At 64.1% G+C, this 26576-nt stretch carries 22 protein-coding genes; 13 read left to right on the top strand and 9 right to left on the bottom strand.

Annotation, left to right across the window (positions count from 1 at the left end):
- The first annotated feature begins 14 nt into the window (after window positions 1-14).
- Together lipA and AC6I9R_RS12250 are read left to right on the top strand one after the other, a co-directional pair.
- Window positions 15-968, top strand: a complete 954-nt coding sequence (lipA, locus tag AC6I9R_RS12255) for a lipoyl synthase (RefSeq protein ID WP_461425851.1) — start codon at window positions 15-17, stop codon at window positions 966-968.
- A gap of 98 nt (window positions 969-1066) precedes the next feature.
- Window positions 1067-2515 carry a tetratricopeptide repeat protein gene (locus AC6I9R_RS12250; protein ID WP_461425850.1) on the top strand — a complete coding sequence of 483 codons (1449 nt, stop codon included), beginning with the start codon at window positions 1067-1069 and terminating at the stop codon, window positions 2513-2515.
- A gap of 19 nt (window positions 2516-2534) precedes the next feature.
- Here the strand turns inward: AC6I9R_RS12250 and AC6I9R_RS12245 are convergent, their stop codons facing one another.
- The 3 genes from AC6I9R_RS12245 to hpt form a co-directional block, all read right to left on the bottom strand.
- Window positions 2535-3434, bottom strand: a complete 900-nt coding sequence (locus tag AC6I9R_RS12245) for a c-type cytochrome (RefSeq protein WP_461425849.1) — start codon at window positions 3432-3434, stop codon at window positions 2535-2537.
- 74 nt (window positions 3435-3508) lie between these two features.
- Window positions 3509-3970 carry a c-type cytochrome gene (locus AC6I9R_RS12240; RefSeq protein ID WP_461425848.1) on the bottom strand — a complete coding sequence of 154 codons (462 nt, stop codon included), beginning with the start codon at window positions 3968-3970 and terminating at the stop codon, window positions 3509-3511.
- Window positions 3971-4078: 108 nt separating this feature from the next.
- On the bottom strand, window positions 4079-4618 hold the full coding sequence (hpt, locus tag AC6I9R_RS12235) for a hypoxanthine phosphoribosyltransferase (protein WP_461425847.1): 540 nt from the start codon (window positions 4616-4618) through the stop codon (window positions 4079-4081).
- An 85-nt stretch (window positions 4619-4703) separates the two neighbouring features.
- Here hpt and AC6I9R_RS12230 point away from each other — a divergent pair, with 85 nt between their 5' ends.
- The gene (locus AC6I9R_RS12230) at window positions 4704-5150 is read left to right on the top strand and encodes a type II toxin-antitoxin system RatA family toxin (protein WP_461425846.1); all 447 of its coding nucleotides are present in this window, start codon (window positions 4704-4706) and stop codon (window positions 5148-5150) included.
- An 86-nt stretch (window positions 5151-5236) separates the two neighbouring features.
- On the opposite strand, the gene AC6I9R_RS12225 is transcribed toward AC6I9R_RS12230, so the two are convergent.
- The 4 genes from AC6I9R_RS12225 to AC6I9R_RS12210 form a co-directional block, all read right to left on the bottom strand.
- Window positions 5237-6421, bottom strand: coding sequence for an ammonium transporter (locus tag AC6I9R_RS12225; protein ID WP_461425845.1), 1185 nt, complete (start codon window positions 6419-6421; stop codon window positions 5237-5239).
- A 141-nt stretch (window positions 6422-6562) separates the two neighbouring features.
- Window positions 6563-7027: a CinA family protein gene (locus AC6I9R_RS12220; protein WP_461425844.1), complete on the bottom strand. Its 465-nt coding sequence runs from the start codon at window positions 7025-7027 to the stop codon at window positions 6563-6565.
- Window positions 7024-7509, bottom strand: coding sequence for a phosphatidylglycerophosphatase A family protein (locus AC6I9R_RS12215; RefSeq protein WP_461425843.1), 486 nt, complete (start codon window positions 7507-7509; stop codon window positions 7024-7026). The genes AC6I9R_RS12220 and AC6I9R_RS12215 overlap by 4 nt, the downstream gene beginning before the upstream one ends.
- Entirely contained in the window at window positions 7506-8672 is a 1167-nt protein-coding gene (locus tag AC6I9R_RS12210) for a bifunctional 2-C-methyl-D-erythritol 4-phosphate cytidylyltransferase/2-C-methyl-D-erythritol 2,4-cyclodiphosphate synthase (protein WP_461425842.1), read from the bottom strand. The genes AC6I9R_RS12215 and AC6I9R_RS12210 overlap by 4 nt, the downstream gene beginning before the upstream one ends.
- Window positions 8673-8875: 203 nt before the next feature.
- Between AC6I9R_RS12210 and dusB the strand changes: the two genes are divergently transcribed.
- The 5 genes from dusB (at window position 8876) to ntrX (ending at window position 16169) form a co-directional block, all read left to right on the top strand.
- Window positions 8876-9841: a tRNA dihydrouridine synthase DusB gene (gene dusB / locus AC6I9R_RS12205; protein WP_461425841.1), complete on the top strand. Its 966-nt coding sequence runs from the start codon at window positions 8876-8878 to the stop codon at window positions 9839-9841.
- A complete protein-coding gene (locus tag AC6I9R_RS12200; RefSeq protein ID WP_461425840.1) occupies window positions 9838-10905 on the top strand; it encodes a two-component system sensor histidine kinase NtrB in 1068 nt (355 codons plus the stop codon). Before dusB ends, AC6I9R_RS12200 begins: the two co-directional genes overlap by 4 nt.
- A gap of 135 nt (window positions 10906-11040) precedes the next feature.
- Complete coding sequence (locus AC6I9R_RS12195; RefSeq protein WP_461425839.1) at window positions 11041-12420, top strand: response regulator; 1380 nt, start codon at window positions 11041-11043, stop codon at window positions 12418-12420.
- Between the two features lie 113 nt (window positions 12421-12533).
- The gene (locus AC6I9R_RS12190; RefSeq protein ID WP_461426612.1) at window positions 12534-14768 is read left to right on the top strand and encodes a sensor histidine kinase NtrY-like; all 2235 of its coding nucleotides are present in this window, start codon (window positions 12534-12536) and stop codon (window positions 14766-14768) included.
- Window positions 14769-14771: 3 nt separating this feature from the next.
- Window positions 14772-16169, top strand: a complete 1398-nt coding sequence (gene ntrX / locus AC6I9R_RS12185) for a nitrogen assimilation response regulator NtrX (protein ID WP_461425838.1) — start codon at window positions 14772-14774, stop codon at window positions 16167-16169.
- A 72-nt stretch (window positions 16170-16241) separates the two neighbouring features.
- Here ntrX and AC6I9R_RS12180 read toward each other — a convergent pair whose 3' ends face one another.
- On the bottom strand, window positions 16242-17969 hold the full coding sequence (locus tag AC6I9R_RS12180; RefSeq protein ID WP_461425837.1) for a tetratricopeptide repeat-containing protein: 1728 nt from the start codon (window positions 17967-17969) through the stop codon (window positions 16242-16244).
- A gap of 222 nt (window positions 17970-18191) precedes the next feature.
- Here AC6I9R_RS12180 and trkA point away from each other — a divergent pair, with 222 nt between their 5' ends.
- The 5 genes from trkA (at window position 18192) to AC6I9R_RS12155 (ending at window position 24072) form a co-directional block, all read left to right on the top strand.
- Window positions 18192-19568 (top strand): Trk system potassium transporter TrkA, encoded by a 1377-nt coding sequence (gene trkA / locus AC6I9R_RS12175; RefSeq protein WP_461425836.1) that lies wholly within the window; start codon window positions 18192-18194, stop codon window positions 19566-19568.
- Between the two features lie 9 nt (window positions 19569-19577).
- Complete coding sequence (locus AC6I9R_RS12170; protein ID WP_461425835.1) at window positions 19578-21095, top strand: TrkH family potassium uptake protein; 1518 nt, start codon at window positions 19578-19580, stop codon at window positions 21093-21095.
- Between the two features lie 127 nt (window positions 21096-21222).
- Complete coding sequence (gene hfq, locus AC6I9R_RS12165) at window positions 21223-21456, top strand: RNA chaperone Hfq (protein WP_011455365.1); 234 nt, start codon at window positions 21223-21225, stop codon at window positions 21454-21456.
- Window positions 21457-21509: 53 nt separating this feature from the next.
- Window positions 21510-22760, top strand: a complete 1251-nt coding sequence (gene hflX, locus AC6I9R_RS12160; protein ID WP_461425834.1) for a GTPase HflX — start codon at window positions 21510-21512, stop codon at window positions 22758-22760.
- A gap of 82 nt (window positions 22761-22842) precedes the next feature.
- Window positions 22843-24072, top strand: a complete 1230-nt coding sequence (locus AC6I9R_RS12155) for a sensor domain-containing phosphodiesterase (RefSeq protein ID WP_461425833.1) — start codon at window positions 22843-22845, stop codon at window positions 24070-24072.
- Window positions 24073-24084: 12 nt separating this feature from the next.
- Here the strand turns inward: AC6I9R_RS12155 and AC6I9R_RS12150 are convergent, their stop codons facing one another.
- On the bottom strand, window positions 24085-26568 hold the full coding sequence (locus AC6I9R_RS12150; protein WP_461425832.1) for a penicillin acylase family protein: 2484 nt from the start codon (window positions 26566-26568) through the stop codon (window positions 24085-24087).
- Between the last annotated feature and the right edge of the window lie 8 nt (window positions 26569-26576).

Below are 26576 nucleotides of genomic sequence, written 5' to 3'. Positions count from 1 at the left end.
ACCCGGAGGCCCCGATGCGTGACCTGAAGATCCCCGAACAGCGGCACCCTGAAAAGGCGCGCCGTCCGGATAATCCTCAGCCCAAGAAGCCGTCGTGGATCCGCGTCAAAGCGCCCGTAGGCGAAGGCTACAAAGCCACCGCCAGCATCATGCGCGAGCATAAGCTGACGACCGTCTGCGAAGAAGCGGGCTGTCCTAACGTCGGTGAATGCTGGTCCCAGGGTCACGCGACGATGATGATCATGGGCGAGGTCTGTACCCGCGCCTGCACCTTCTGCAACATTGCCACGGGCAAGCCGCCCGAGGCGCTTGATGTATTCGAACCCGGTCGCGTCGCCGATGCGGTGGCGAAACTGGGCCTCAATCACGTAGTCATCACCTCGGTGGATCGCGACGACGTGGAAGACGGCGGGGCGGAGCACTTCGCCCAAACCATCCGCGCCATCCGCAAGCGCTCGCCCGATACAACGATCGAGATCCTAACGCCCGACTTCATCAAGGCCGCGCCGGAGGTGCTGGAGGTTGTCGTCGCCGCCAAGCCCGACGTGTTCAACCACAACCTTGAAACCGTCCCCGGCCTCTATCCCGAGGTGCGCCCGGGCGCGCGTTACTTCCATTCGCTGCGCCTTTTGCAGCGCGTCAAGGAACTGGACCCGAGCATTTTCACCAAGTCCGGCATCATGGTGGGCCTCGGCGAGGACCGCCAAGGGGTCCTGCAGGTCATGGATGACATGCGCGCCGCCGACATCGATTTCATGACCGTGGGCCAATACCTGCAACCGACGCCGAAGCACCACGCTGTGGACCGTTTCGTGACGCCCGAGGAATTCGCCAGCTACGAAAAAGCCGCTTGGGGCAAGGGCTTCCTGATGGTCTCGGCCACGCCGCTGACCCGCTCGTCGTACCACGCGGGCGATGATTTCGCCCGGCTACGCTCCAACCGGATGGCCAAATTGGGCAACGGATAAGGCGGTTCGGGCCTGTCAAGGCCCGCTCTCCCGCGCTTGCCTGATCCGATGGTGTTCGCCTAGCCTACCTGCAAATTTCTTTTGCAGAGGCCTTTATCATGCGTTTTCCCGGTTCCGCCGTTGTGGCGTTGGTCCTGTCGGTCAGTCTTGCCACGCCCCTTTGGGCGCAGACGCCGGTGGATCCATTGACCCAGATCGCCCTCGAAGAAATCCCCGGTGATTTCGCAGAGGCCATGGCCGAGGCCGCCGCGGCGCGGGCGCAGTTCTTCGCGGGCGATCACGCCGCGGCGCTTGAGGTCTTGCGCCCGATGGCAGATGCGGGAAATCCGGTGGCGCAGAACATCGTCGGCGTCGCCCTGACCGATCTGAACGCCGCCTACGGTCCCTATGATGGCGATACAGGCTTTGCCTATCTTCTGGCCGCCGCCGAGCAAAGCTTTGGCCCGGCAATGCACAATCTGGGCATTGCCTATGAAGAAGCTCACGAAAGCAGCCCACCCAACCTTGAAGAGGCGTTTCGCTGGTTCCATGCCGCGGCCGAGCTTGGCTATGAATTCGCCTTCTACGACACCGCCCATGCATTGGTGAACGGCAATGGGGTCGAGGCGGATGTGGCGGCGGGCCGGGTCTGGGCCGAGCGCGCCCTGGAGGGCCCCGAACGTGCGCCCGCGTTGATGCTTCTGGGCGATCTCGCCTACTACGGCGAAGGGCAAGAAGTGGATTACGAGCAATCCCTGGACCTCTACCTTCAGGCCGCCGAGGCGGGCAGTCCGCACGCCGCCTTCGCCGCTGCCTATCAATACTATTGGGCCGAAGGCACGTCTGAGAACGACGCGGCGGCGATCCCGCTTCTGGAACAGGCGGTGGCGGGTGATATCCGGGAAGCTTTCGGCTACCTCGCCTATCTTCTGCAAGAAGATGTGGGCGACACCCCCGCCGATCTGCCCCGCGCGTTCGCGCTCGCCATGGAGGGGGACGCCTTGGGCGACGGCTACGCCTCTTACGTCTTGGGCGACCTCTACCGCATGGGCATCGGTGTTGAGGAGGACTATGACCTTGCCCGCGCCGCCTATACCCGCAGCTATGACAGCGGCAACGTGAATGGCCTGGTCGAGCTGGCAGAGATGGCCTACGCGGGCCAAGGCGAGCCCGAGGATCACGAACGCGCATTGGCGATGTTCCTGGACGCCTATGAGATGCTGCCGGACTACGCCCACATTCCCTATTCCATCGGGTTCATGCAGATGCGCGGTGAAGGGACGGAGGTTGATCTCGCCTCGGCCACGACTTTCCTGGAGCAAGCCATGGCGCAGCGCCACTGGTTGTCGATGCTGGAAGGGATCGAGCTTTATGGCTCCCCCACCTACGCCGGCCCGCAATCGGACCCGGTGCGCGCCCGTGCCCATTGCCTTTACATGTACGCCAATGACTGGGTCCCGGAAGAGGAAGAGATCCAGATCGACCATGTCGCGACATGCGAACGGTTGCAGGCGGAATTGAGCGCCGAGGATCAGGCGCGCGCCGCCGAGATGGCGGCGGCGTTCTGAGCCAAAGTTCCGGGTGCCGTCAGGGGGCCACGTCCGCTGCCGGTAAGGCCTGCAAATAGGCAGCAATCGCGTCGCGGTCCTGCGCGGGCAGCAGCGCAAGGTTCTCGATGACAGAGCGCATGTGCCCGCCCGCCGTATCGAAATCCGGCGTGAAGCCATCGTTGAGGTAGGCGGCGATCTCATCCTGCGACCAGGTCAAGACATCCGGCGTCAGCGCCGGGATCGTGCCGCGCCCGGAAGGGTTGGGCGCGCCCTGCATCCAGCGCGCCCTATCCAGCGCGCCAATGGCATTGCGCGGCGTGTGGCACTCGCCGCAATGGGCCAATGCCTCGGACAGATAACGCCCTCGGGCCTCTTCCTCGGTCAGCTCGGTGGTGATGACATAATCATCGCGCAAATTGAGCACGTTCCACAGGCCCACCGCACGGCGGATGCTGAAGGGAAAGCCCACATCATGGGGCAGGGACGGCGTGTCAGAGGCAGGCAACGTCTGCATGAACGCGAACAGGTCTGCGAGGTCCTGGCGCTCCGCCAGCCGGTACGCGGTATAGGGGAAGGCGGGGTAATAGTGCTGACCCTCGGGGCTGATGCCGTTCTGAAGCGCGGTCAGGAACTGCGCCAGGGTCCAACCGCCGATGCCATGGGTCGGATCGGGCGAGATGTTAGGCGCGCGGAACGTGCCGAAGTCGCTGGGAAACGCCTGACCTCCGGCCAAGACCAAACGCGCCTCCGCCTCCGCGTCCTCGCCCGCGTGGCAGGAGGCGCAGCCAGCGGCCCAGAAAACGGCCTCCCCGGCCTCGGCATCGCCGGTCAGCCCGGCCACCTCGGCATAGGTGATATGTGTGGGCCGGGTCAAAGCCCACCCCGTCCCCAACCCGATAACGGCAAGAAACAAGGCCCAACGGATCACTGGCGGCATGGCGTTTCCTTACCTTGGCCCGGCAGGGGGACGGGGAAGCCTAGGGCGACCGTCCCCGCACCCCAAGCCTGGCCCTAGCGTTCCTGCTGGAACGCCTCATGGCAATCGCCGCAGACAGCACCCACGGGCCCGATCGCACCGCGCATCGCATCCAGGCCTTGCCCCGCAGCGGCGGCCAGCGCCTCAGCCGCAGGCGTATACCGCCCGCCAATCTCGAACACCAGCGCCTGGTTTTCCCACAGGGCGGGCAGGGCGCGCGAGCCCTCGTAGTTTTCGCTATCGGTGCCCGGCGGCCAATAGAATCGCTGGCTGACCATGCCCATCGCCACAAGGTTATCGGCGGCGGCCTGGGCCACGGCGGCATCGTAATCGGTATTGCCGCGCGCCATATTGCCCAGAATCCCGAGGTTCAGCGACATGATCTGCATGTGGCCCTGTCGGGCATCGACGGCGGGGTTTCTATCCTGGGCCAACGCGCCGGTGGCGAGCGTGCCGACGACAAGGGCTGTGGCGAGGGAGATCTTGCTGAGGCTCATTAAACGGTTCCTTTTGAGGTGGGCGTTCCCCTCAACCGTAATCGCCTGCGACATTGTGTCAAATCAAGCTTCGGTGCGTTCCTTTGCAGGCAACCCTGCGCTGATGCGCTAGGCCTCCATCACCACTTTGCCGATGAACGGCAGGTTGCGATTGCGCTGCGCGTAATCAATGCCGTACCCCACGACGAATTCGTCGGGGATCTCAAAGCCCACCCAATCGGCCTCAATCTCGACCTCGCGGCGGATTTTCTTGTTGAGAAGCGCGATGGTTTTCAACCGGTTAGGCTGGCGCTGTTTCAGCAGTGCCACCACATGGGTCAGCGTGTGGCCGGTGTCGACGATGTCTTCGACCACCAGCACGTCGCGGCCCTGAATCTCTCCGCGCAGGTCCTTGAGGATACGCACCTCGCGCGAGGATTCCATTTCGTTGCCGTAGCTCGACGCCTCCAGGAAATCGACCTCCACCGGCAGGTTCAACTCGCGCACCAGATCGGCGATGAACACGAAGGAGCCGCGCAAAAGCCCCACGACGACAAGCTTGGAGGTGCCCGCGTAATCGGTCTCGATCTCTCGGCACAGGTCCTCGATTCGGGCGGCGATGGATTTGGCCGAGATCATCTGCTCGACCCTGTAGCTTTGCTGCGCCATTTCGCCCCCAAATCCCTGTCTCGCCTTGAATTTTCACGTCCGTTTTATGACATGGGGGGCAAAGGTAAAAGGCGAAAGGCCCCCCGTGCCCAACCATTCAGAGACCCGCGTGCTGCCCTACTCGGCGCGCCAGATGTACGATCTTGTAGCCGATGTCGCCCGCTATCCTGAGTTTATTCCCTGGACCATCGCCACGCGGGTGAAATCCGTTGAACCCGTTGGTGATCACGCGGTCATGCATGCGGATATGGTCGTGGGCTTCAAGATGTTCCGAGAGAAGTTTCTAAGCCGGGTGACGCTGATGGAAGAGGCCGGCAAGATCGATACGGAGTATGTGGATGGGCCGTTCAAGTATCTGATTTCCAACTGGGAATTTGTGGATACCGAGGGCGGATGTGAAGTACGCTTCAAGGTGGATTTCGAGTTCCGCAACCGTTTGCTGCAGGGCGCGGCGGGGTTGTTCTTCATGGACGCGATGCAACGGATCGTGCGCGCGTTCGAAAGCCGTGCGGCGGCGTTGTACGGATCCTAGACCGGGCCTTGCGACCGCACGGGTGAATAGGGAAACGCCCGGGCAGGTCACCCGGGCGTTCCGCGTTTCTTAATGGCGTTAACGCTCTAAGAGCTCATGTCATAAGCGCGTTCGCCATGGACGGTGATGTCAAGCCCGGTTTCCTCGGTCTCCTGATCGACCCTGAGGGGCGTGATCATCCCGACCAGCTTCGCGATCACCGCCGTCAGCACGACCGTGTAGACCCCCACCACAGCAAGGCCGCCGAACTGCGCCAAAGCGCTGACATCGCTGCCAAAGAAGATGATCATGATCGTGCCGAAGATGCCGCCAACGCCGTGGACGGCAAAGACGTCCAGGGTGTCGTCGATATGCGCCTTGTTGCGGATGAAATTCACCGCTTCCTGGCACAGGATCCCCGCGACAGAGCCGATGATCAAAGCCGCCACGGGTCCGACGAAGCCCGACGCCGGGGTGATCGAGGCGAGGCCCGCAATGGTGCCGGTCACAACGCCGACCAGCGAAACCTTACCGTACTTAACCTTTTCCCAGAGACCCCAGCTGAGCGATGCCGCCGCGGCCGAGATATGGGTGACCGTCAGCGCCATCGCCGCGCCGCCGTCGGCTGCCAACTGGCTGCCGCCGTTGAAGCCGAACCAGCCAACCCAAAGCATGGCCGCGCCGACCATGACCATGCCAGGATTGTGCGGCGGCGTGGTGGCGTTCTTCCGGGCGCCCAACATCACGGCCAGCACCAAAGCGGCCAGTCCTGCCGTCTCATGCACCACGATGCCGCCCGCAAAGTCGCGCACGCCCACGTCGCCGAAGATGCCGCCATCCGCCAACATGCCGCCGCCCCAGATCCAATGGACCACGGGCGCGTAGACCACCAGCATCCAGATGCTGGAGAAGAGCAGCACGAAGCCGAAGCCGATCCGCTCAACGTAAGCGCCGACGATCAGCGCGGGGGTGATAATTGCAAAGGTCATCTGGAAGGCGAAGAACAGAACTTCGGGCAGGGTGCCGGACAAGGTGTCTGCGTTAACGCCGTTGAGGAATGCGCGCTCCAATCCGCCCCAAAAACCGCTTTCACCCGGTCCGAACGCGATGGAATAGCCCACCGCCAGCCAAAGAATGCTCATTAAAGCAGCAATAGCGTAGACGTGCAGGAACACGCTCAACACGTTGCGGGCCCTGACCAGGCCACCGTAAAAAAGTGCCAATCCTGGCAATGACATAAAGAGGACCAGCGCCGTGGCGACGATGATCCAAGCGGTATCCGCTCCATTCATTGGGTGTCCCTCCCTCTTCGTTTGTCGCGACAGAGCGGGTTCGCGGTGTAGAAAAAAGAGGCGTTGGTCGAATTGGGCGCCGAATCCGCAGGCAGTTTCTGCAATGCCCAAAAAAAGGGCAGATTGAGCCGCAAATGCGCGCTACTTAAGCGTCGCTTGATCCACCAGCGCAAGGGCGTGGGCCACCGTTCTGGCCCGCACCTCGGCACGTCCCAGCGCGCCAAAGTCCACCGTTTCCGTGTGGCAATGCCCGCCGGTTGCCAGGCCAAAGCACACCCGTCCCTCGGGTTTGTGCTCCGATCCACCGGGCCCCGCGATACCGGTGACCGAGACCGCCACCTGCGCGTCCGACCGTGCCAGGGCTCCGCGCGCCATGGCGTCGGCCACCTCTTCGCTGACCGCCCCATAGGCCTCGATCACCATCATCGGCACGTCCAACATCTGCACCTTGGCGGCATTGGAATAGGTCACGAACCCCCGGTCAAAAACGGCGGATGACCCGGCGACATCCGTTATGGCCCCCGCGATCAAGCCGCCGGTGCAGCTCTCAGCTGTGGCCAGCATCCAGCCCCGCGCCCGCAAAAGGTTAACGGTATTAACGCTCATAGCAGCACCAGATGCGCGAAGACCGCCAGCAGCGCCACGATCATCGCCGCGAGCCAACCCGCGATGACGTCATCGGCCATGATCCCCAACGCACCGTGCTGCTTGTCCGCCCATCCCACGGGGCCGGGTTTGAGGATGTCAAAGGCGCGAAACGCCAGGAAGGCCGTGATCAAGCCAGGGTAAAGCGCCAGGATATCCGCGCCCATCATCCACGCTCCCAAGGACACCGGCCAAAGCGCCACCCACTGGCCCGCGACCTCGTCGATCACGAATTCCGAGGGGTCATCGGCGCTGTCTCCGACCTCGGCGGCGACGGCCCAGAAACCCAACGCCGTGACCCCGAAAGTCGCCAGGAAAAGCAGCCAGAATCCGCCCAAAAAATGCAACACAACCCCGAGCGCAACGCCTGCCAAGCTGCCCCATGTCCCGGGGGCAGGGCGCAACAGCCCGACCCCGCCGAGGGTCGCAATCAGCCGTGTCATGTCGCCACCAGCGTCACGGTGGCGAGGGCGGCGATGCCCTCTTCCCGGCCCGTGAACCCAAGGCGTTCTGACGTTGTGGCCTTGACCGACACACGCCCCGCCTCGATGCGCAACAGTTCCGCAACGCGCGCGCGCATCGCCCCCGCGACGGGCCCGATCTTGGGCCTTTCGCAGATCAGCGTGAGGTCCGCGTTTGATATCTTGAAGCCGCGCGTGGCTGCCAGATCGACCGCATGGGCCAAGAAAATATGGCTCTCCGCCCCTTTCCACTGGGGATCGCTCGGGGGGAAATGGGTGCCAATGTCGCCCTCGGCCAGCGCGCCGTAGATCGCATCGGTCAGCGTGTGCAGCCCCACATCGGCGTCCGAGTGCCCCTGCAATCCGCGGGTGTGTGGCACGGAAACCCCGCAAAGCCACACCTGATCGCCCGGCCCGAACCGATGCACGTCGAACCCGTTGCCGACACGAATATCCATAGGTTTCTCCAACATCTGCTCTGCCCGCTCGAAATCGCCCGGCGAGGTGAGTTTGAGGTTCGCCTCGTCGCCCGGCGTGATGGCGACGGCCAAACCATGGGCGCGCGCGACCGCGACGTCATCGGCGGCGGGGCCGTCCAGCGCCGCATGTGCCGCGCGGATCGCGTCCAGCAGAAAGCCTTGCGGGGTCTGTGCGCGCCACAACCCATTGCGATCCTTAACGCCGTTAACGGTTTCATCGCCGTGCCAAAGCGCGTCCGTGACGGGCAGGGCGGGTGCGGCGCCCTCGTAAGTGGTTAAGGCCGTCAACACCCCGTCGATCACCGCGCGCGGCACCAGCGGCCGAGCCGCATCGTGGATCAAGACGCTTTCGCAGCTCTCCACTGCCGCCAACCCTGCCCGGACCGAGGCATCGCGGGTTGCCCCGCCGATCACCGTGATCAGCGGTGTTTCCGTGTTCGGGCAGGCCTTGGCGAAAACCTCTGCGTCATCGGCGTGGATCACCACGACTATTTGAGCCACATCCGCATGCGCATCAAAAGCCTGGATCGTCCGCGCGATTACGGGAAGGCCGCCCAAGTCCCTGTATTGCTTTGGCAATCCCCCGCCCATGCGGGTTCCCCGACCGGCCGCCACGATCAGGGCTGCTGCTGGAAAAGGGGGCGATATCGGGGGCGTTGGGCTCATGTAAAACGGTCTAGGCCCAAAGCGGTTTCGGCACAATCACCTGCAGCCTGCGCTCATTTTTCCACCGCAAATGCCTATTTTTTGTGCAACACGGCCCTATTGTGTGAAAACAGGGCGCTGCACCTTTGTGTTCGCCCTAGGCGCGGACTACCTAATTCGCAGTTGCCCAAGGATTAAGCACTTTGCCCCTGACCCTCGCAGATATGTCTCTGGATCCGCCCGTCCTGTTGGCGCCGATGGCCGGGATCACGGATCTGCCGTTTCGCAGACTGGTCGCGAGCTTCGGTGCCGGGCTGGTGGTGAGTGAGATGGTCGCCTCGCAAGAGATGGTCGAAGCCAAAGCATCGGTGCGCGCGCGGGCCGAGTTGGGCTTTGGCGAGCAGGCGACCGCGGTGCAGATCGCCGGGCGCGAGGCCCATTGGATGGCCGAGGCGGCACGAATTGCCGAAGGGCAGGGCGCTAGAATCATCGACATCAACATGGGGTGCCCGGCAAAGAAAGTGACGGGCGGCATGTCAGGCTCGGCGCTGATGCGCGATCTGGACCATGCGTTGCGGTTGATCGATGCGGTGGTTAACGCCGTTAACCTCCCCGTGACGCTGAAGACGCGGCTGGGGTGGGATGACGAGACGCTCAATGCGCCCACTTTGGCGCAACGTGCTGAAAACGCGGGCATTCAGATGATCACCATCCATGGTCGCACGCGGTGTCAGTTCTACAAAGGCACCGCAAATTGGTCCGCGATCCGGCCCGTGAAAGATGCCGTCGGCATCCCCGTCATCGCCAATGGCGACATCACCGACGCGCCCGCCGCCGCGCAGGCGTTGCGGTGTTCGGGCGCCGACGGGGTCATGGTCGGGCGCGGGATCCAAGGCCAGCCCTGGCTCGTGGCTGAGATCGGGGCAACGCTCTTTGGCACGCCCGCGCCAATCCGACCCACGGGCAGCGATTTGATAGACATGGTCGCCCGCCATTATGAGGATATGCTGTCGTTCTACGGCGAGGCCCTCGGCGGCAAAGTCGCGCGCAAACACCTTGGGTGGTACATGGACCACGCGGGCACGCCGCCCGCCTTGCGCAAACAGATCCTGACCGAGAAGGACCCCGCCGCGGTCCTCAAAGCGCTGCCGACGGCACTGGCACAGGCCACCGATAGGGTCGCCGCATGACCGCGATGACCAATGCGCTCTGGGCCTCTTTGCCGATCCCGGCGTTGATCCTTGATGCCGAGGATCGCATCCGCGACGTAAATCCGGCGGCCGAGACGTTCCTGAACGCCTCGCGCAAGTCCCTGCAAGACGCTGTTATGTGGGAGAAAATCCAACTCGGCACACCGCTGCAAGATGCGGTGGCCCGGGTGCGCCGGGCGCGATCATCGCTCTATGTCAATGCCGTCGATGTCAGCGCCGAGACCCGCAAACCGGTGCTTTGCGATGTGCAGATCGCGGTTCTGACGGACAAGCCGGACCATGTCCTGGTGCTTTGGGAAAACCGCGAGTTGGTCGGCCGCATGGACCGGGCGATGTCGTCGAAAACGGCGGCGAAATCGGCCATCGGGATGGCGGAAATGCTGGCCCACGAAATCAAAAACCCCCTGGCGGGCATCACCGGGGCGGCGCAGTTGATCTCGATGAACGCCAATGCCGAGGACCGAGAGTTAACGGACTTAATCGTTGCCGAAACCCGCCGGGTGCTGAAGCTGTTGGAGCAGGTCGAGGACTTCGGCAATGTCCGCCCGCCCGAGCGGCGCGCGGTTAACATCCACGACGTCCTGGACCACGCCCGCCGGTCTGCCTCCGTCGGCTTTGCCGCGCATATGAATATAATCGAGGATTACGACCCCTCGCTTCCCCATACCTGGGCCGACCCGGATCAGCTGCAACAGGTCATCGTAAACCTGCTTAAGAATGCAGCGGAGGCTGGGAAATCCGGCGGGACGATCCGCCTGCGCACGTTCTATGAGATGTCCCTGAAAGTGCGCCGTCCCGACGGTTCTGGCGGGGCCGTGCCGTTGCAGATTGAGGTCATTGACGACGGCCCCGGCATCGCGCCCGAACTGGTGAAGGATGTGTTCGAGCCCTTCGTTTCGGGCCGCGAGAATGGCACCGGATTGGGCCTCGCGCTGATTTCGAAAATCGTGGCCGATCATGACGGCTGGATCGCGGTAGAAAGTGCGCCGGGGCGCACGGCGTTCCGCATCTCGCTGCCGGTCGCCCCGAAGGAGGCGCAATGAACATTTGTCTCGAAAGCAAGGCCAATGCCGCCAACACGTCTCGTATCCGGCGCGAAACGCGCACAAACCTCACGCCCAAGCGCAATCCCGGCAACCTCTCTCCACCCTGCAATCATCTGAAAGGCCACTAGATCCATGGACGGAACCGTACTTGTCGCGGACGATGACCGCACGATCCGCACCGTTTTGACCCAGGCCCTGACCCGGGCAGGCTGCAAGGTCCATGCGACCTCCAGCCTGGTGACGCTGATGCGGTGGGTGGATGAGGGGAAGGGGGATCTGGTGATCTCGGACGTGGTCATGCCCGACGGCAATGGCCTCGACACCCTGCCGCTGATCACACAGGCGCGGCCCGGCCTGCCGGTCATCATCATCTCGGCCCAGAACACGATCATGACGGCGATCCAGGCGACCGAAAAGGACGCCTACGACTACCTGCCCAAGCCCTTCGATCTGCCCGATCTGATGAAGCGCGCCGCCCGCGCCCTAGACCAGAAGCGTCGCGCACCCGCGACCACGAAAACTACTGAGCCCGCTTTGCCTGCGACCGGAGAAGACCTGCCCCTGGTCGGTCGCACCCCTGTTATGCAAGCGCTCTACCGCCTCGTGGCGCGGGTGATGAACACTGACCTCACGGTCCTGATCACTGGTGAAAGCGGCACCGGTAAGTCCCTGATCGCGCGCGCTATTCACGACTTCTCGGACCGGCGTACGCTGCCGTTCGTGGTCGCCTCCGCCGCCGATCTGCGCGGTGCGGACGGGCCCTCGACAATCCTCAACCGGGCCAAGGGCGGCTCGATCCTGTTTGATGAGGTCGGTGATCTCGATGAAGAGGCCCAGGCCAAGATCGTGCGCATGCTCGACGCCATGCCGCAGGCCAATCCGCGCATCATGGCCACGTCCCAGAAAGACCTGACCGAGAAGATGGAAGAGGGGCGTTTTCGCCAGGACCTCTTCTACCGTTTAGGCGGCGTCGGCCTCGCCGTGCCGGCCCTGCGCGAACGCGTCGATGACATCCCGCTTCTGGCCGCCCATTTCCTCGCCCGCGCCGAGCGCGACGGCGCCGCCGTGCGCCGCTTCTCGGACCCCGCGCTTGAACTTGTCCGCGCCTATTCTTGGCCCGGCAACGTGCGGCAGCTCGAAAATACCATCCGCCGCCTGACGGTCACCGCCCAGGTCGAAGAGATCAGCCGCGCCGAGGTGGAGGTGGTCCTAGGCTCGCAACCCGCGATCGAGCCGCTGATTTCCGGCGCCAGCGAGGGCGACAAGCTGAGCGCGTCGGTGGCCAAACATCTGCGCCGGTACTTCGATCTGCACGGCGGCGTTCTGCCCGCGCCGGGCCTATATGCCCGGATTCTAAAGGAAGTTGAGGCGCCTTTGATCGAAATCGCCCTTGATGCGACAGCGGGCAATCAAGCTAAATGTGCCGATTTGCTCGGCATCAACCGCAATACCTTGCGTAAAAAGATCACTGATCTCGATATTCGCGTGACACGCCGCCGCAAACTGGTGTAATAAAGCCACACGCGTGGCACAACGGGAACAGGCTCCCTTTGTGGCACTGGTCCAATGGGGCCAATGAAGCGCGTGATTGGGGGTTACGAGTGGTGGATGAGCCCGCCCGTGGTATGGGCGATCAGCTGACAATTCTGGACCGTTTGGGTCAGCTGCGCCGCAATCGGCGGCTCCGCAGCATTGGCACGATTGGCCTCGTGATCCTTGCGCCAGTCCTGGCCCTAGCGACTTTTCTGGCGCTTGGACCGCTCGCCGAAGTGGCGGACAGCCCCGGCCTGCGCCTCATCGTTCTGGCCGATCTTGTCTACATTCTTGTCGTGGCCACGCTGGTTCTGCGCGAGGTCGCGCGCATTGTCGCCTCGCGCCGGGCGCAATCTGCGGGCTCGCGCCTGCACCTGCGATTGACGGCGATTTTCGGGGTCGTGGCGCTGGTGCCGACCGTGGTGGTCGCGGTCCTCGCGGTGCTCAGCGTGAACATGGGGCTGGAGGGGTGGTTTTCGGACCGCGTGTCCACAGCGCTCGGAAATTCCGTTGACGCTGCAGTGGCTTACCAGCAAGAGCACCGCGATGATCTGGAGCAGGACGCCCGTGCCCTCGGTGCCTATCTCAACCTCAACCGCCGCGCCGCGCCATTCCTCTCGGATGGCGATCTGCGGCAGGTGCTGACCAACGGTCAAAGCCAGATCCAACGCGGGTTGCGAGAGGCCTTCGTGATCGACGGCGCTGGCGAATTGCGGGCCCGTGGCGCGCGGTCCTACCTTTTCGACTACGATGCCCCCAGCGCCGAGGATCTGGCGCGCGCGGCCGAAGGGGAGGTCGTCTTGTCCGAGGATCGTGCCCAGAACGAGTTCCGCGCGCTCTTCCGCCTGGCCGCCTTCCCGGACCGCTACCTCTATGTCTCGCGCGAGGTTGACGGCCAGATCATCGCGCTTCTCGATGAGACAGAACAGACGGTGCTGCTCTACCGCCAGGTGGAGGCCGACAGGGGCCGCCTGCTGTTCGATTTCGCCCTTCTGTACCTGGGGTTCGCGACCCTGATGATCCTCGCTGCGATCTGGGCGGGCCTGTCCTTTGGCGAGCGTTTGTCGCGCCCTGTCGGCCAGCTTGCCGGTGCTGCGCAGCGGGTCGGGCAGGGTGATCTGGACGTGCGCGTGCGTGAGGAAACTTCCGACGATGAGATCGCGATGTTGGGGCGGCTGTTCAACCAGATGACCCGCCAGCTGAAGGGCCAGCGCGAGACGATGATCGAACAGAACGCCGCCACCGAGGAGTCGCGGCGGCTCTTTGACAGCGTGCTGTCCTCGGTCACGGCGGGGGTCATCGGGTTGGAGGAAAGCGGGCGCGTGGACTTCATGAACCGCTCCGCCCGCCGCTTGCTGTCCCTGGTGGAGCAACGCGACAGCGGCCTGTCGCTGGAAGCTGCGGTGCCGGAGTTCGCGCCGCTTTTTGAGCGGCTCACGAGCACCACGGCAGAGTCGGTGCAGGAAGAGATCAAGCTGACCCGCTCGGGCAAGCAGGAAAGCCTGCTGGTGCGCATGGCGACACGCCGCAATCTGGACGGTGCGCTCGAAGGCTACGTGGTGGCTTTTGATGATGTAACGCAATTGGTCAGCGCGCAAAGGATGGCGGCCTGGGGCGATGTAGCGCGCCGGATCGCCCATGAAATCAAGAACCCGTTGACCCCGATCCAGCTTTCCGCAGAACGCATAAAACGCAAGTTCTCCATGCAGTTGGAGGGCGAAGATAAAGTATCACTTGAACAGATGACCGAGGTCATCGTGCGTCAAACCAACGACCTGCGTCGGATCGTCGATGAATTCTCCAAATTCGCCCGCATGCCGGAGCCTGAGACCCGCACCGAAGATATAGTTCAACTATTAAACAATGCGGTGATGCTGCAGCGCGCGGGTCAGCCCGACACCCGGTTCGTCACCGATATCCCGGACCGTGAAGTCTCTGCCGAGGTCGATGCCACCATGATCGGGCAGGCCTTGACAAATCTGTTGAAGAACGGCGGGGAAGCCATTGAAAGCCTTTACGAAAAGGGCAAGCCCGAGGGGCATGTACCGCAGTTGAAGTTGGATGTCGCCTTGAAGCCGGACACCATCCGCATCGACATCTCAGACAACGGGATCGGCCTGCCGCCGGACCGCGCGAAACTGTTCGAACCCTACGTCACAACCCGCGACAAGGGCACCGGCCTCGGCCTGCCGATTGTCAAAAAGATCATCGAGGAGCACGGCGGCACGCTGGAGCTTCTGGATGCCGAACCCTTTGAGGACGGCGCGCAGTCGGGGGCCATGGCCCGCATCATTCTGCCGCGCCTCCCTGACCCTACAGGAGAGTAAGACATGAGCGATATTCTGGTCGTAGATGATGAGCGCGATATCCGGGAATTGATCTGCGATATCCTGCAAGACGAGGGGTTCTCGACCCGCATGGCGGGCAACTCGGATGAGGCGATGGCCGAGCTGAACAAGAGCCAGCCGGGCCTGATGATCCTCGATATCTGGCTGAAGGACAGCAACATGGACGGGATCGATATCCTGGGCCATGTGAAGCGCGACAACCCCGAGGTGCCGGTGGTGATCATTTCGGGCCACGGCAACGTGGAAATTGCCGTCGCGGCGATCAAGCAGGGGGCCTATGATTTCATCGAGAAGCCGTTCAACATCGACCAGCTGATGGTGGTGATCAAACGCGCGATGGAAACCTCGCGCCTGCGCCGCGAGAACGTGTCGCTGCGCAGGCAGGATACGCGGTCCGCTGATATGATCGGCTCCTCGTCCGCCTTCCGGACCCTCAAAAGCCAGCTCGACAAGGTGACGAAATCCAACGGCCGCGTGATGCTGACGGGCGGCGCGGGCACCGGGAAAGAGGTCGCCGCGCGCTATGTCCACGCCGAAAGCAACCGCGCCGACGCGCCCTTCGTCACCGTCTCGAGCGCCTCGATCCAACCGGACCATATGGAGGAGGTCCTGTTCGGCCGCGAAAGCCAGCAGCGCGGCGTGGAGCAGGGCCTGCTGGAGCAGGCCCACGGCGGGGTGATCTACTTCGATGAGGTCGCCGATATGCCCTTGGCGACCCAGGGCAAGATCCTGCGGGTCCTGGTGGACCAAAGCTTCACGCGGGTCGGCGGCACCGCCAAGGTGCGCGTCGATCTGCGGGTGATCTCATCGACCACCAAGGACCTTGCCGTCGAGATTGCCGAGGGGCGGTTCCGCGAGGAACTCTACCATCGCCTCAATGTCGTGCCCGTCGAGGTCCCCTCGCTGGAGGACCGCCGTGAGGACGTGCCGGAGCTGGCGCGCCATTTCATCGACCTGTTCAACCGCGAGCAAGGCCTGGCAGCGCGCGAGCTTGGCGAGGACGCCGCGGCGATGCTGCAGACGATGTCCTGGCCCGGCAATGTGCGCCAGCTGAAGAACGTGATCGAACGGGTGATGATCCTGGGCGACGGCACCGGCCCGATCGAGGCGCGCGACTTGCCGGGGCAGGTGGAACCGGCGGCGAACGAGGACGAGATGTCGCTGTCGGCGTCGCTCACAACCCTGCCGCTTCGCGAGGCGCGGGAGCTGTTCGAGAGGCAGTACCTGATGGCCCAGATCAACCGCTTCGGGGGCAATATTTCGCGGACCGCCAGCTTTGTTGGAATGGAGCGCTCGGCGCTGCATCGGAAGCTGAAATCGCTCGGCGTGGTGACGACCTCGAAGGCGGGCACGCGGGTGGCTCAGGTGAGCGAGGGGTAGGGCTGCTCAAGCTTGAGCACCCTTACTAGTTGATTGAAATGAAATGGTAATCGTATTTTCGTTTACGATTTGTTAACCCTTTTCCGGCTGCTCGCCCGCCTCCGCTAACGCAGCCTCAAGCGACGCCATCGCCTTGAGCCACGTATGACCCTCAGCAAGGTCGAGCGCCTCAATCTTTGGTTTCACGCGATCCAAACTCGCCCGCGCGGCACTGTCATCGCCGCGCGCGTGATGAATTTCAGCAACCAACAGCCGAGTTCGAAGCGTTCCCGGATGATCCGCCCCGACATCCGGGTGGGCCTCACGCGCAGCGCGAACGGCCTTTGCCTCTGCCAAGGCGGCGTCATCGTCGCCCTTGCAAAGGAGGAGGTCCGCCATAAGGTGGCGGGTGGTGAGCGTGTCGGGATGATGCGCCCCGATATCCGGGTGCGCTTCGCGCGCTGCGCGAACCGCCTCTGCTTCCGCCAAGGCGGCGTCATTGTCGCCGTTGCGAAGGAGGATATCCGCGGTGAGGTAGCGGTTGGTGAGCGCTTGGGGATGATCCGCCCCGATATCCGGGTGGACCTCACGCGCTGCGCGAACGACCTGTGCCTCTGTCAATGCTGCGTCATAGTCGCCCTTGCTCCGAAGGATGTCCGCGATGAGGTCACGGGTGGTGAGCTTGTGGGGATGATCCGCCCCGATATCCGGGTGCGTTTCCTGCGAGGAGCGAACGGCCTGTGCCTCTGCCAAGGCGGCGTCGTTCTCGCCCTTGCGCAAGAGGAGGTTCGCCATAAGGTGGCGGATGGTGAGCGTATTGGGATGATCCGCCCCGATATCCGGGTGCGCCTCCTGTGCCGTGCGAACGGCCTCTGCCTCCGCCAAGGCGGCGTCGTATTCGCCCTTGCGCAGGAGGATGTCCGCGATGAGGTAACGGGTGATGAGCGTGTGTGGATCATCGGCCCCGAAAGCTTTGGTCTGTTGTTGGGCTGTGGATTGCGCCAGCGACAGGGCCGCCCCGTAAGCCCCTAAAAACATCTGAGTGTTCGCCACGGCATAGGCGGCAAAGAGCGCGTCGCGGGAGAGTTCCGCGCCGCCGCGGCTGGCGAGGCGACGGGCTTCTTTGGCGGCAAAGAGGGCGAGGTGGTAGGCGCCGCGGTCCCTATTTTTATTCCACACCGCCATCAACACCGGCACCGACCGCTCTCGATCCATGCGGTTTTTCCAGCGCAACTCGCGGATGGCGTCGTCGGTGGAGATCACCGTCAGGCCTTGCTCGGCGGCGGCCGTCGCCACCGCCAACTCCTCCTCCAACCCCGCCATCTCCGCATGATCCGGCGTCAGCGCCAACGCAATCCGCGCGTTGTCGCGGGCTAGCCGGTAGAACATGGCTTGCTCGCGCGCATCCTCGGCCGTCGCGACATTCTTCGCCTCTTCCCGCGCCAGATGCGCGAAGGCGGCGGTCAGCGCCGGGGCGAACTCGGACAGCAGCTCGTAGACGTCGCGGGTGGCGGGGTCTTCGTTGCCCTGGGCGATCTGGGCGTCGAGGCGCTCGATGAAGGCCTCCGGCAGTCTTGCAGAAAGCACGGCGTTTTCACGCGCCAGCGCAGCTTTGTCGCGCGTGAGATTGGCGACCTCATCGCGCGCGATGGTGAGGTCCTCGGTCAGCGCGGCGGAGGTGCGGTAGCCCCGGCGCGCCATGGCGCGGGTCAGCGCAAAGACAGCACCCAGAGGGGCCAGGATCGTGAAAACAAACGCCACCTGACCGGCATTGCCCATCGCGGCATATTCCTGCAACAGCCCCGTTGCCCAATCAATCATATCCAACTCCCGCAACACACGCCACCCACCGTCGCTGACCAAACGCGCCCCGGCAAGGGCAGGGCACACCGCTCCCCCCTTCATCTTGCCAAATACAACTCAATCTCACCTGCACCCCCAGGCGCCAAAGCCAGCCGATAACGCCCGACGCCCGACATTGACGCCGCCCCCCCAAGGTGCCAACAGTTTCCCCCGGACAGGTCCTCACGGGAAAAGCCCCACATGAAGGTCATTATCTGCGGCGCGGGTCAGGTTGGCTGGCAGATTGCGCGGCATCTTTCATCGGAAAACAACGACGTCACGGTGGTGGATAACAATCCCGATCTGGTGCGGCGGGCGACGGATACGTTAGACGTCCAAGGCCTGACGGGCTTTGCCAGTCATCCGGATGTGTTGGACCGGGCGGGCGCGCGGGACGCGGATATGGTGATTGCGGCCACCTTCTCGGATGAGGTCAACATGGTGACCTGTCAGGTGGCGCATTCGGTTTTTGCTGTGCCGCGCAAGATCGCGCGGCTGCGCGCGCAGAGCTATCTGGATGCGATTTACTCGGATCTTTACCGCCGCGATCATCTGCCGATTGACGTGGTGATCTCGCCCGAGAAAGAGGTGGCAGAAGCGGTGTTGAACCGGATCGCCTCGCCCTCGACGTTTGACACGGAAAGCTTTCTGGGCGGCGCGACGCAGCTTCTGGGGATCGCGTTGGATGAAGATTGCCCGGTGCTCGATACGCCGCTGCGGCAGCTGTCGGAATTGTTCTCGACCCTGCGGGCCATCGTGGTGGGGATCCGGCGCGAGGGGACACTTTTTGCGCCCGAGCCGGGCGATCAGATGTTTGCGGGCGATCAGATCTATGTCTTCACCCATACCGATGATGTGGCGCGCACGTTGGAGATCTTTGGCAAGACCCGCGCGCTGCCCGAGCGGGTGTTGATCATCGGCGGCGGCAACGTGGGCCTGAGCGTGGCGGCCAAGCTGGAGAAGGCCGCGACCCGGATGCGGACGCGGGTGATCGAGGCCAACCGCGCGCGCGCCGAGATTGCCGCTGACGCGCTAGAGCGCACGATCGTGCTGCACGGCGACGGGTTGGACGTGGACCTGCTGCGAGAGGCGGGGGTGGAGCGGGCCGATGTGGTTCTGTCACTGACCGATGACGACAAGACCAACATGTTGGCGAGCGTACGGGCCAAATCAGCCGGCGCGAAGATGGCGATCAGCCTGGTGAATGACCCGACGTTGGTGCCGCTGATGGCGCCCTTGGGGATCGATGCTTATGTGAACCCGCGCTCTACCACGGTGTCTTCGATCCTGCGCCATATCCGTCATGGGCGCGTGCGAGGCGTCTATTCCATCGGCGATGCGGAGGCCGAGATCATCGAGGCGCAGGTGCTGTCGACCTCGCCGATCTCAGGCAAGGCGGTGCGCGACATCGACTTCCCCGAAGGGGCGCTTCTGGGGGCCGTGCAGCGCGGTAAAAAGGTGTTCCGCCCCACCGGTGCCACTCGGATCGAGGAGGGCGACGCGGTGGTGATCTTCGCGCTGGCCTCCGACGTGCCCGCGGTCGAGACGTTGCTGCAAGTCTCCATCGATTTCTTCTGAGCCGCGCCGATGGCCGCCTATTTCCGCAACCTGCCCCTTTTCGCGATCCTGATCTTCGTGGCGGGCGCGGCGATGCTGTTGCCCGCGGGCGTGGCCACGGCGACGGAGGATTTTCGCACCGGGCGGGTGTTCCTTTACGGGTCGGTGATGGTGCTGATGGCGGCTGTACTTCTGGGGTTCGCCAGCCAGACCCCGCGCCGCGCGCCGTCGGAGCGCAGTCACCTCGCCTCGCTGTTCCTGGCCTATCTGTGGCTGCCGCTGGTCCTCGCGATCCCGATGGATCAGGCGGTGGGCAACACGCGGTTTATCAACGTCTATTTCGACATGGTCTCGGCCCTGACCACGACGGGGGCGGAGGTTTTTGACCCCGAGCGTTTGGCGCCCGCCGTGCATCTTTGGCGCGGGCTCGTGGGCTGGATGGGCGGGCTATTGATCTGGATCACCGCCTTCGCGGTGCTCGCGCCCCTGAACCTGGGCGGCTACGAGGTCACGTCAGAGGCGACGGTGCAGGGCCGGATCGTCAACGCGCGCGGTCAGATGCGGGCGGCGGGTGCCTCGGAACGGCTGCGCAAGCATGCAGTGCGGCTGACGCCGATCTATGTCGGGCTGACCGCTACCCTGGCCATTGGCCTGGCGGCGGCGGGGGAAGAGCCGTTGATCGCCGCCATTCACGCGATGTCGACCATGGCGACCTCGGGCATCAGCCCGGTCGGCGGGTTGGAGGGGCGGCCCACGGGGCTGCTGACCGAGGCGTTGATCTTTCTCTTCTTCCTCTTCGCCCTCTCACGGCGGACGTATTCCAGCGGCATCGGGCGTGAGCTGCGCGAACGCCTCACCAAGGACCGGGAGATCCGCCTGGCGCTGTTCGCGGGCATCGTTCTGCCGACGCTCCTGTTCGCGCGCCACTGGGTTGGCGCGTTGGAAGTGGATGAACTGGCCGACGCGGGCGCGGCGCTGTCGGCGCTTTGGGGCTCGGTCTTCACCGTGATCTCCTTCCTCACCACGACGGGCTTTGTCAGCGACGCCTGGGGCGACGCGCGCGCCTGGTCCGGCCTGCAAACGCCGGGGCTGTTGCTGGTGGGCCTGGTGCTGATGGGCGGCGGCGTGGCGACCACGGCGGGCGGTGTGAAACTGCTGCGGGTCTATGCGCTTTACAAGCACGGCACCCGCGAGATGGGCAAGCTGATCTACCCCAACTCGGTCGCCGGGGCAGGGCGCCTGGGCCGCCGGATCCGGCGCGAGGGGGCCTATATCGCCTGGGTCGTCTTCATGCTGCTCGTCCTGTCGATTGCCGCCGTGATGGTGGCGCTGGCGGCCACGGGCCTCGATTTTGAGGCCGCAACGATCCTTGCCATTGCGACGCTGACCACCACCGGGCCCCTGGCCTCGGTCGCGGGGGCGGCGCCCATTGATTACTTCCTCCTGTCGGACGCGGCCAAGGTGATCTGCGCGGCAGCGATGATCGTGGGCCGGATCGAGACGCTGGTGATGATCGCCCTTTTGAACCCCGGCTTCTGGCGCGATTAGGCCACGGCGCTTTGCCCTCCTCACCCCAAGGGGTGGAAATCCATTAGAATCGCGGACATAGTGACCGCGCACGCAACGCAACCGGGCAAAACCCCGGGTCAAAAACACCAACAGGGCGTATATATAAATGGCCGAAAATAAACAAAACTTGCAGGATGCGTTTCTGAATCATGTCCGCAAGACAAAGGTTCCGGTGACAATTTTCCTGATCAACGGCGTGAAGCTGCAAGGCGTCATCACGTGGTTTGACAACTTTTGTGTTCTCTTGCGCCGGGATGGGCAGTCGCAGCTTGTCTACAAGCACGCGATCTCGACCGTCATGCCGGCGCAACCCATCAGCCTTTACGATGGGGAAGAGTGAGCGCGATTTCCAGCGCCACTGAAGGAGAGGATGAGGGCCTTGAAAAAGGCCCAATGCGGGCGCTTGTCCTACATCCTGATATCAAATCTGACCGCACCCGCCGCGCGCCCGAGTTCGCTTTGGATGAAGCCGTCGCCCTGGCCGCCGCTTTGCCGGACCTGGAGGTCGTGGACGCCCAGACCGTAAGCCTGCCGCGCGCGCAGCCGGGCCTTTTGTTTGGCAAGGGCAAGATCAAGGAGCTGCATGATCTGGTGGAGGCGATGGACATCGGCCTGGTGCTGATCGACGGCCCCGTCACGCCCGTGCAACAGCGCAATCTGGAGAAGGAATGGGGCTGCAAGGTGCTGGACCGCACTGGGCTGATCCTGGAGATTTTCGCCGACCGCGCCGCGACGCGCGAAGGCGTGTTGCAGGTGGAGCTCGCGGCGCTGTCCTATCAGCGCACGCGGCTGGTGCGCGCCTGGACCCACCTGGAGCGTCAGCGCGGCGGCCTGGGCTTCGTGGGCGGCCCCGGTGAGACGCAGATCGAGGCCGACAGGCGCGCGATTGATGAGGCGGTGACGCGGATCAAGCGGCAGTTGGCGAAGGTGGTCAAGACGCGGGCCCTGCACCGATCCGCGCGGGCCAAGGTGCCCTATCCGATTGTAGCCCTCGTCGGCTACACCAACGCCGGGAAATCCACGCTTTTCAACCGCTTGACCGGCGCGGATGTGATGGCAAAGGACATGCTGTTCGCCACGCTCGACCCGACCATGCGCGCGGTGCAATTGCCCGACGGCACCGATGTGATCCTGTCCGATACGGTGGGGTTCATCAGTGACCTGCCGACGCAACTAGTGGCCGCGTTCCGCGCCACGCTGGAAGAGGTGCTGGACGCCGATCTGATCGTGCATGTGCGCGACATCAGCCACCCGCAGACGGCGGAACAGGCGGAGGATGTGCAAAAGATCCTGGCCGATTTGGGCGTCGGGGAGCAGTCCGCTCAGCTGGAGGTCTGGAACAAGCTGGACCTGCTGGATGCTGACGCCCAGGCCGCCCGCCAGGTGGAGGCGGACCGGAACGAGGCGATCTTCGCAACCTCGGCGCTGTCCGGGGCGGGCATGGACGAGATGCTGACCGCCGTGTCCCACAGCCTGTCGCCGCCCCGTTCGGAAGCGGTGGTGGAATTGCCCCACCGCGAGGGTCGCAAACGGGCTTGGTTGTTCGAACAGGGCATCGTGGAGGCGGAAGAGGCGGGGGCCGAGGCAACCCGCCTGACCGTGCGCTGGACCGCGCGCCAACAAAAGGCGTTTCGGGACCTCTAGGGCCGGTTAAACGCTCCGTTAACAAAATTGCGCCATGACTATCCTTGAAGGGCCGCTCGGACTGGCCTGAGGGAGGTGAAGCATGTCGAATTTACAGCCTATCCGTGCCGAGGCTGCGGAACCGGTCGAAGGGCCGACGGTGATCACCGAGGCGATCCGCACGATGCGCACGCATCTGGGCATGGAAATCGGCTATCTGTCTGAATTTGTGGGGGATGAGCTGGTCTTTCGCGCCGTTGACGCGCCGGGGCTGGAGCATCTGGCGCAACCCGGTGACACGCGGTCCCTGTCCGAGACCTATTGCAATCACATCCTGTCGGGCGATCTGCCGCAGATGATGGCCGATACGCTGGAATACCCTGTCGCGGCGGCGCTGCCGATCACCCATGCCCTGCCGATCCGCGCCCATGTCAGCGTGCCGATTGAACGCGCCGATGGCTCCCTTTACGGGATGTTCTGTTGCCTCTCGCCCAAGCCCAATACGACGCTGAATGAACGCGATCTGGTGATGATGCGGAGTTTCGCGCGCCTGGCCCAGAGTGAGGTTCAAAGCTCCTTGGAGCAAGAGGCGGAACGCAATGCGGCGCTGGCCGCGATCCACGAGGTGGTCGAAGAACAATCGTTCAAGATCGTCTATCAACCGATTGTCTCGCTACAGACGGGGGATCTGTTGGGGGTAGAGGCGCTTTGCCGGTTTGAGGCGCAACCCTACCGCACGCCCGACATCTGGTTTGCCGAAGCGGGGCGGGTTGGCCTGGCCGAGATGCTGGAGTTATGCGTGCTGGAGCCCGCATTGACAGCGCTCGACCGGCTGCCCGAGGGGATTTACCTGTCGCTGAACGCCAGCCCGCAAACGATCTGCACCGGGATGTTGTCGATGATCTTCAAAGAGCATCCGGCAGACGGCCTGGTGGTGGAAGTGACAGAGCATGACATGATCGCCGATTGGGACGCGCTGAACCGAGAGATCACGGCGCTGCGCAACCTGGGCGTGAAGATCGCCATCGACGACGCGGGCGCGGGCTATGCGGGCCTGCAACAGATGGTGCGCCTGCGCCCGGATATCATCAAGCTGGACCGCTCGTTGATCGCTGGGATCGATACCTCCACCAGCCTGCGCGCCCTGTGCTCGGCCATGGTCTATTTCGCGGGTGAAACCGGTGCCGCTCTGGTCGCCGAGGGGATCGAGCAGCAGGAAGAGGCGGACGTGCTGCGGGACCTGGGGGTCGAGCGGGCGCAGGGGTATTTCTTCGGGCGGCTCGTCTCGATTGAAGAGGTCATTGCGAACGTAGAGGCAGCGCAGGTGAGGTGAGCGCGCCCGGGCCTAGGGTGCGCGCGGGCTCAGGACGGTGATGCCGAGGTTGGCAGCGCGCGCGAGGTCCGGATCAAGCGTCATTGGCACATATTCCCCGCGCCGCCATAGCTCTCCCATATCGTCGTAGTGACGGCTCAGCGGGTGGCCGGATTGGCCCGTGGCGATGATGAAGACTGAGCTGTCGGGGTCGGCGAAGTCGTAAACGCCCCGGTAGCCCGCGCCATGGATGTTGATGTAGGGCTCGGGCCCGGTGCCGGGTGTCGCGGCGCGGTTGAGGGTGAAATCCCCCCCCGAGGTGGCCTGGCGGATGTTCACGATCCACGAAAACAGCCGCGTTTCGCCTAGGACCGGATGCTCATGCACCGCCTCATGGGCCGCGCCCCAGCGCCAGCTTTCGATGTCGCTGCCATAGGTTTCCGAGAGTTGCTGCAAGGCCTCATCAAGGGCCAGCTCCGCCATTTCGGTGCAGGTCTCGACCGTGGAGGACGGACGCACATCGCACCAGACCGAGGCGCCGTCGATGTCGCGGAAGACCCGTTCCAGGAACACCGGCTCCACGGTCCAGAACTCTTCCGCCAAGGGCCCGATGTCGTCGCGCACCAGCCGGTGCTGCAGCGCTCGCATCCAGGCCGCGAAAATCAGCGGCTCGGGCAGATGCTCATTCATCTCGCCGTTCCAATCGGCCAGCAATTCCAGCGCCCGCTGGCGCATCCGCTCGGGCGTGCCGGCCGCGGCCGGCTGGCCGGTGAACCACAGATCGCGGGCCACCAGCGGCAGCAGGTTGCGCGCGGCGGGCGAGACGGTATCCAGCTGCGCGCCTATGAAACTGTCGCGGGTATGCACCTCGCGCGCCTCCATCAGGCGGCTGAGCCGGGTGATCCGCTGCGTGTCACCCCAGGAAAAACTGACGTGAAGGGGAAACTCGCGATCCACCATCTTGTTGTTTGTATTGCCTAAAACCCCGCTTTCGGGGTCGATGAACGTGGGGTTGGCGAAATACTGGGTGATGCCCTGCCACCGGTTACCCTCCACCCACCCGCGCGAGGGCATACGGGCTTGCGTCTCATGCTCGATCAGGCGCCAGGGCATGTGGCCCACGACCTGCATCGCGATGCGGCCATCGGCGGAGGCCAGCATCAGGTTGGCGGAGGGGGCGACGAAATCCTCGCCCGTCTCCAACGCCTCTTCGATGGTGCGCGCCCGCATCAGGCGCAACCCGGTCTGGATCGTGGTGTTCTCGTCGGTAAGCGCGGTCCACCGCATCGCCATCACGTGGCCCGCCGGGGTCACGGTGCCCGCGTCCCAATGGACACCGGGGATGACAGGGCCGTTGACGGTTTCACGCAGGGTGATCGTCACGGGCGCTTCATCGGCGATTTCAATGATCTCGCGCCGCGTCTCGAATTCGGCCCATCCGTCGGGGGTGCGGTATTGCTGCGGGTTCTCGGGGTTCACCTGCTCGATATAGAGGTCGATGTCGTCGAGGTAGGCGGCGGTGATGCCCCAGCTGAGCCGCTCGGACCGGCCATTCAGGATGCCGGGCGTGCCGGGGATCGTGGCGCCAATCACGCCGCCGGTCGCCAGTTCCAGCCGCGCCAGATACCACAGGGTCGGCGCAGAGAGGCTTTGATGCGGGTCCGAGGCCATCAGCGCGCCGCCCGCCGCCGAGCGGGCGGGCGTGGCAGCAAAGACGTTAGAGGCACCGCCACGATTGCGGCCCTGCCAGTTCGGATGCAGCGCATCGCGCGGCCCGCTGCTGCCGGTGGCCTCGGCAAAAAGCGTGCGCGGCAGCCCTATCAGGCTGGCGAAATCGCCAAGCTCTGCCGCGCCGGTGCCGGGCGCGTCGGGCATCAGATCGGTGATCCGCCCGGGTTCCGGCAGCGCCAGAGAGGCGCGGGCGCGCAGGATTTCGTTTTCATGGTGCGTGGCCAGCTCCAGCGCCATCAGGAAGGAAATCAGCACCGAGTCGTTGGGCCGCCACGGCGCGATCTCGGGCTCGAACAGGAACAGCTCCGGCGCGCCGCGCCCCAGCGCTTCGGAGCCGACAAGCCGTAGCCAGGCGTTCACGCCGTCGGCGTAAGCCTCTAGAATCCCGATGCTTTCCTCGGAAAACGCATCCAGAGACCGCGTCGCGCGCCCGTCCAGATCCAGCCGGCGCATCAGGTCGTCGATCTCTAACGTGCGCCGCCCGAAGACCTCCGACAGGCGGCCTTGGCCTTGGCGGCGCATCAACAGCATCTGCCACAGGCGGTCCTGGGCATGGCTGAAACCAAGGCCGTAATAGGCGTCATGATCGGTCAGCGCGAAGATATGCGGGACGGCGGCGGTGTTGCGCACGATCTCGATCTCGCCATCGATGCCGGGGACGGTCCAATCGGCCTCATAATCGGGGATCGAGCGGCTCGCCATCCAGTAGGACAGGCCGCCCGCAAGCACGATCACCGCGATACCGGCGCCCACCAGGCGCGTCAGCCATCGCAAGAGTGTCATCATCAGCGGGT

This window comes from Gymnodinialimonas sp. (genome assembly GCF_059726805.1).
Note: the sequence above shows the minus strand (reverse complement) of the source record. Positions and strands in the feature narration are given on the sequence as shown.

What these genes read in the sequence shown, in the direction of transcription:
- lipA (WP_461425851.1), top strand. Translation starts at nt 15, where the DNA reads ATGCGTGACCTGAAGATCCCCGAACAGCGGCACCCTGAAAAGGCGCGC.
- AC6I9R_RS12250 (WP_461425850.1), top strand. Translation starts at nt 1,067, where the DNA reads ATGCGTTTTCCCGGTTCCGCCGTTGTGGCGTTGGTCCTGTCGGTCAGT.
- AC6I9R_RS12245 (WP_461425849.1), bottom strand. Translation starts at nt 3,434, where the DNA reads ATGCCGCCAGTGATCCGTTGGGCCTTGTTTCTTGCCGTTATCGGGTTG.
- AC6I9R_RS12240 (WP_461425848.1), bottom strand. Translation starts at nt 3,970, where the DNA reads ATGAGCCTCAGCAAGATCTCCCTCGCCACAGCCCTTGTCGTCGGCACG.
- hpt (WP_461425847.1), bottom strand. Translation starts at nt 4,618, where the DNA reads ATGGCGCAGCAAAGCTACAGGGTCGAGCAGATGATCTCGGCCAAATCC.
- AC6I9R_RS12225 (WP_461425845.1), bottom strand. Translation starts at nt 6,421, where the DNA reads ATGAATGGAGCGGATACCGCTTGGATCATCGTCGCCACGGCGCTGGTC.
- AC6I9R_RS12220 (WP_461425844.1), bottom strand. Translation starts at nt 7,027, where the DNA reads ATGAGCGTTAATACCGTTAACCTTTTGCGGGCGCGGGGCTGGATGCTG.
- AC6I9R_RS12215 (WP_461425843.1), bottom strand. Translation starts at nt 7,509, where the DNA reads ATGACACGGCTGATTGCGACCCTCGGCGGGGTCGGGCTGTTGCGCCCT.
- AC6I9R_RS12210 (WP_461425842.1), bottom strand. Translation starts at nt 8,672, where the DNA reads ATGAGCCCAACGCCCCCGATATCGCCCCCTTTTCCAGCAGCAGCCCTG.
- dusB (WP_461425841.1), top strand. Translation starts at nt 8,876, where the DNA reads ATGTCTCTGGATCCGCCCGTCCTGTTGGCGCCGATGGCCGGGATCACG.
- AC6I9R_RS12200 (WP_461425840.1), top strand. Translation starts at nt 9,838, where the DNA reads ATGACCGCGATGACCAATGCGCTCTGGGCCTCTTTGCCGATCCCGGCG.
- AC6I9R_RS12195 (WP_461425839.1), top strand. Translation starts at nt 11,041, where the DNA reads ATGGACGGAACCGTACTTGTCGCGGACGATGACCGCACGATCCGCACC.
- AC6I9R_RS12190 (WP_461426612.1), top strand. Translation starts at nt 12,534, where the DNA reads ATGGGCGATCAGCTGACAATTCTGGACCGTTTGGGTCAGCTGCGCCGC.
- ntrX (WP_461425838.1), top strand. Translation starts at nt 14,772, where the DNA reads ATGAGCGATATTCTGGTCGTAGATGATGAGCGCGATATCCGGGAATTG.
- AC6I9R_RS12180 (WP_461425837.1), bottom strand. Translation starts at nt 17,969, where the DNA reads ATGATTGATTGGGCAACGGGGCTGTTGCAGGAATATGCCGCGATGGGC.
- trkA (WP_461425836.1), top strand. Translation starts at nt 18,192, where the DNA reads ATGAAGGTCATTATCTGCGGCGCGGGTCAGGTTGGCTGGCAGATTGCG.
- AC6I9R_RS12170 (WP_461425835.1), top strand. Translation starts at nt 19,578, where the DNA reads ATGGCCGCCTATTTCCGCAACCTGCCCCTTTTCGCGATCCTGATCTTC.
- hfq (WP_011455365.1), top strand. Translation starts at nt 21,223, where the DNA reads ATGGCCGAAAATAAACAAAACTTGCAGGATGCGTTTCTGAATCATGTC.
- hflX (WP_461425834.1), top strand. Translation starts at nt 21,510, where the DNA reads ATGCGGGCGCTTGTCCTACATCCTGATATCAAATCTGACCGCACCCGC.
- AC6I9R_RS12155 (WP_461425833.1), top strand. Translation starts at nt 22,843, where the DNA reads ATGTCGAATTTACAGCCTATCCGTGCCGAGGCTGCGGAACCGGTCGAA.
- AC6I9R_RS12150 (WP_461425832.1), bottom strand. Translation starts at nt 26,568, where the DNA reads ATGATGACACTCTTGCGATGGCTGACGCGCCTGGTGGGCGCCGGTATC.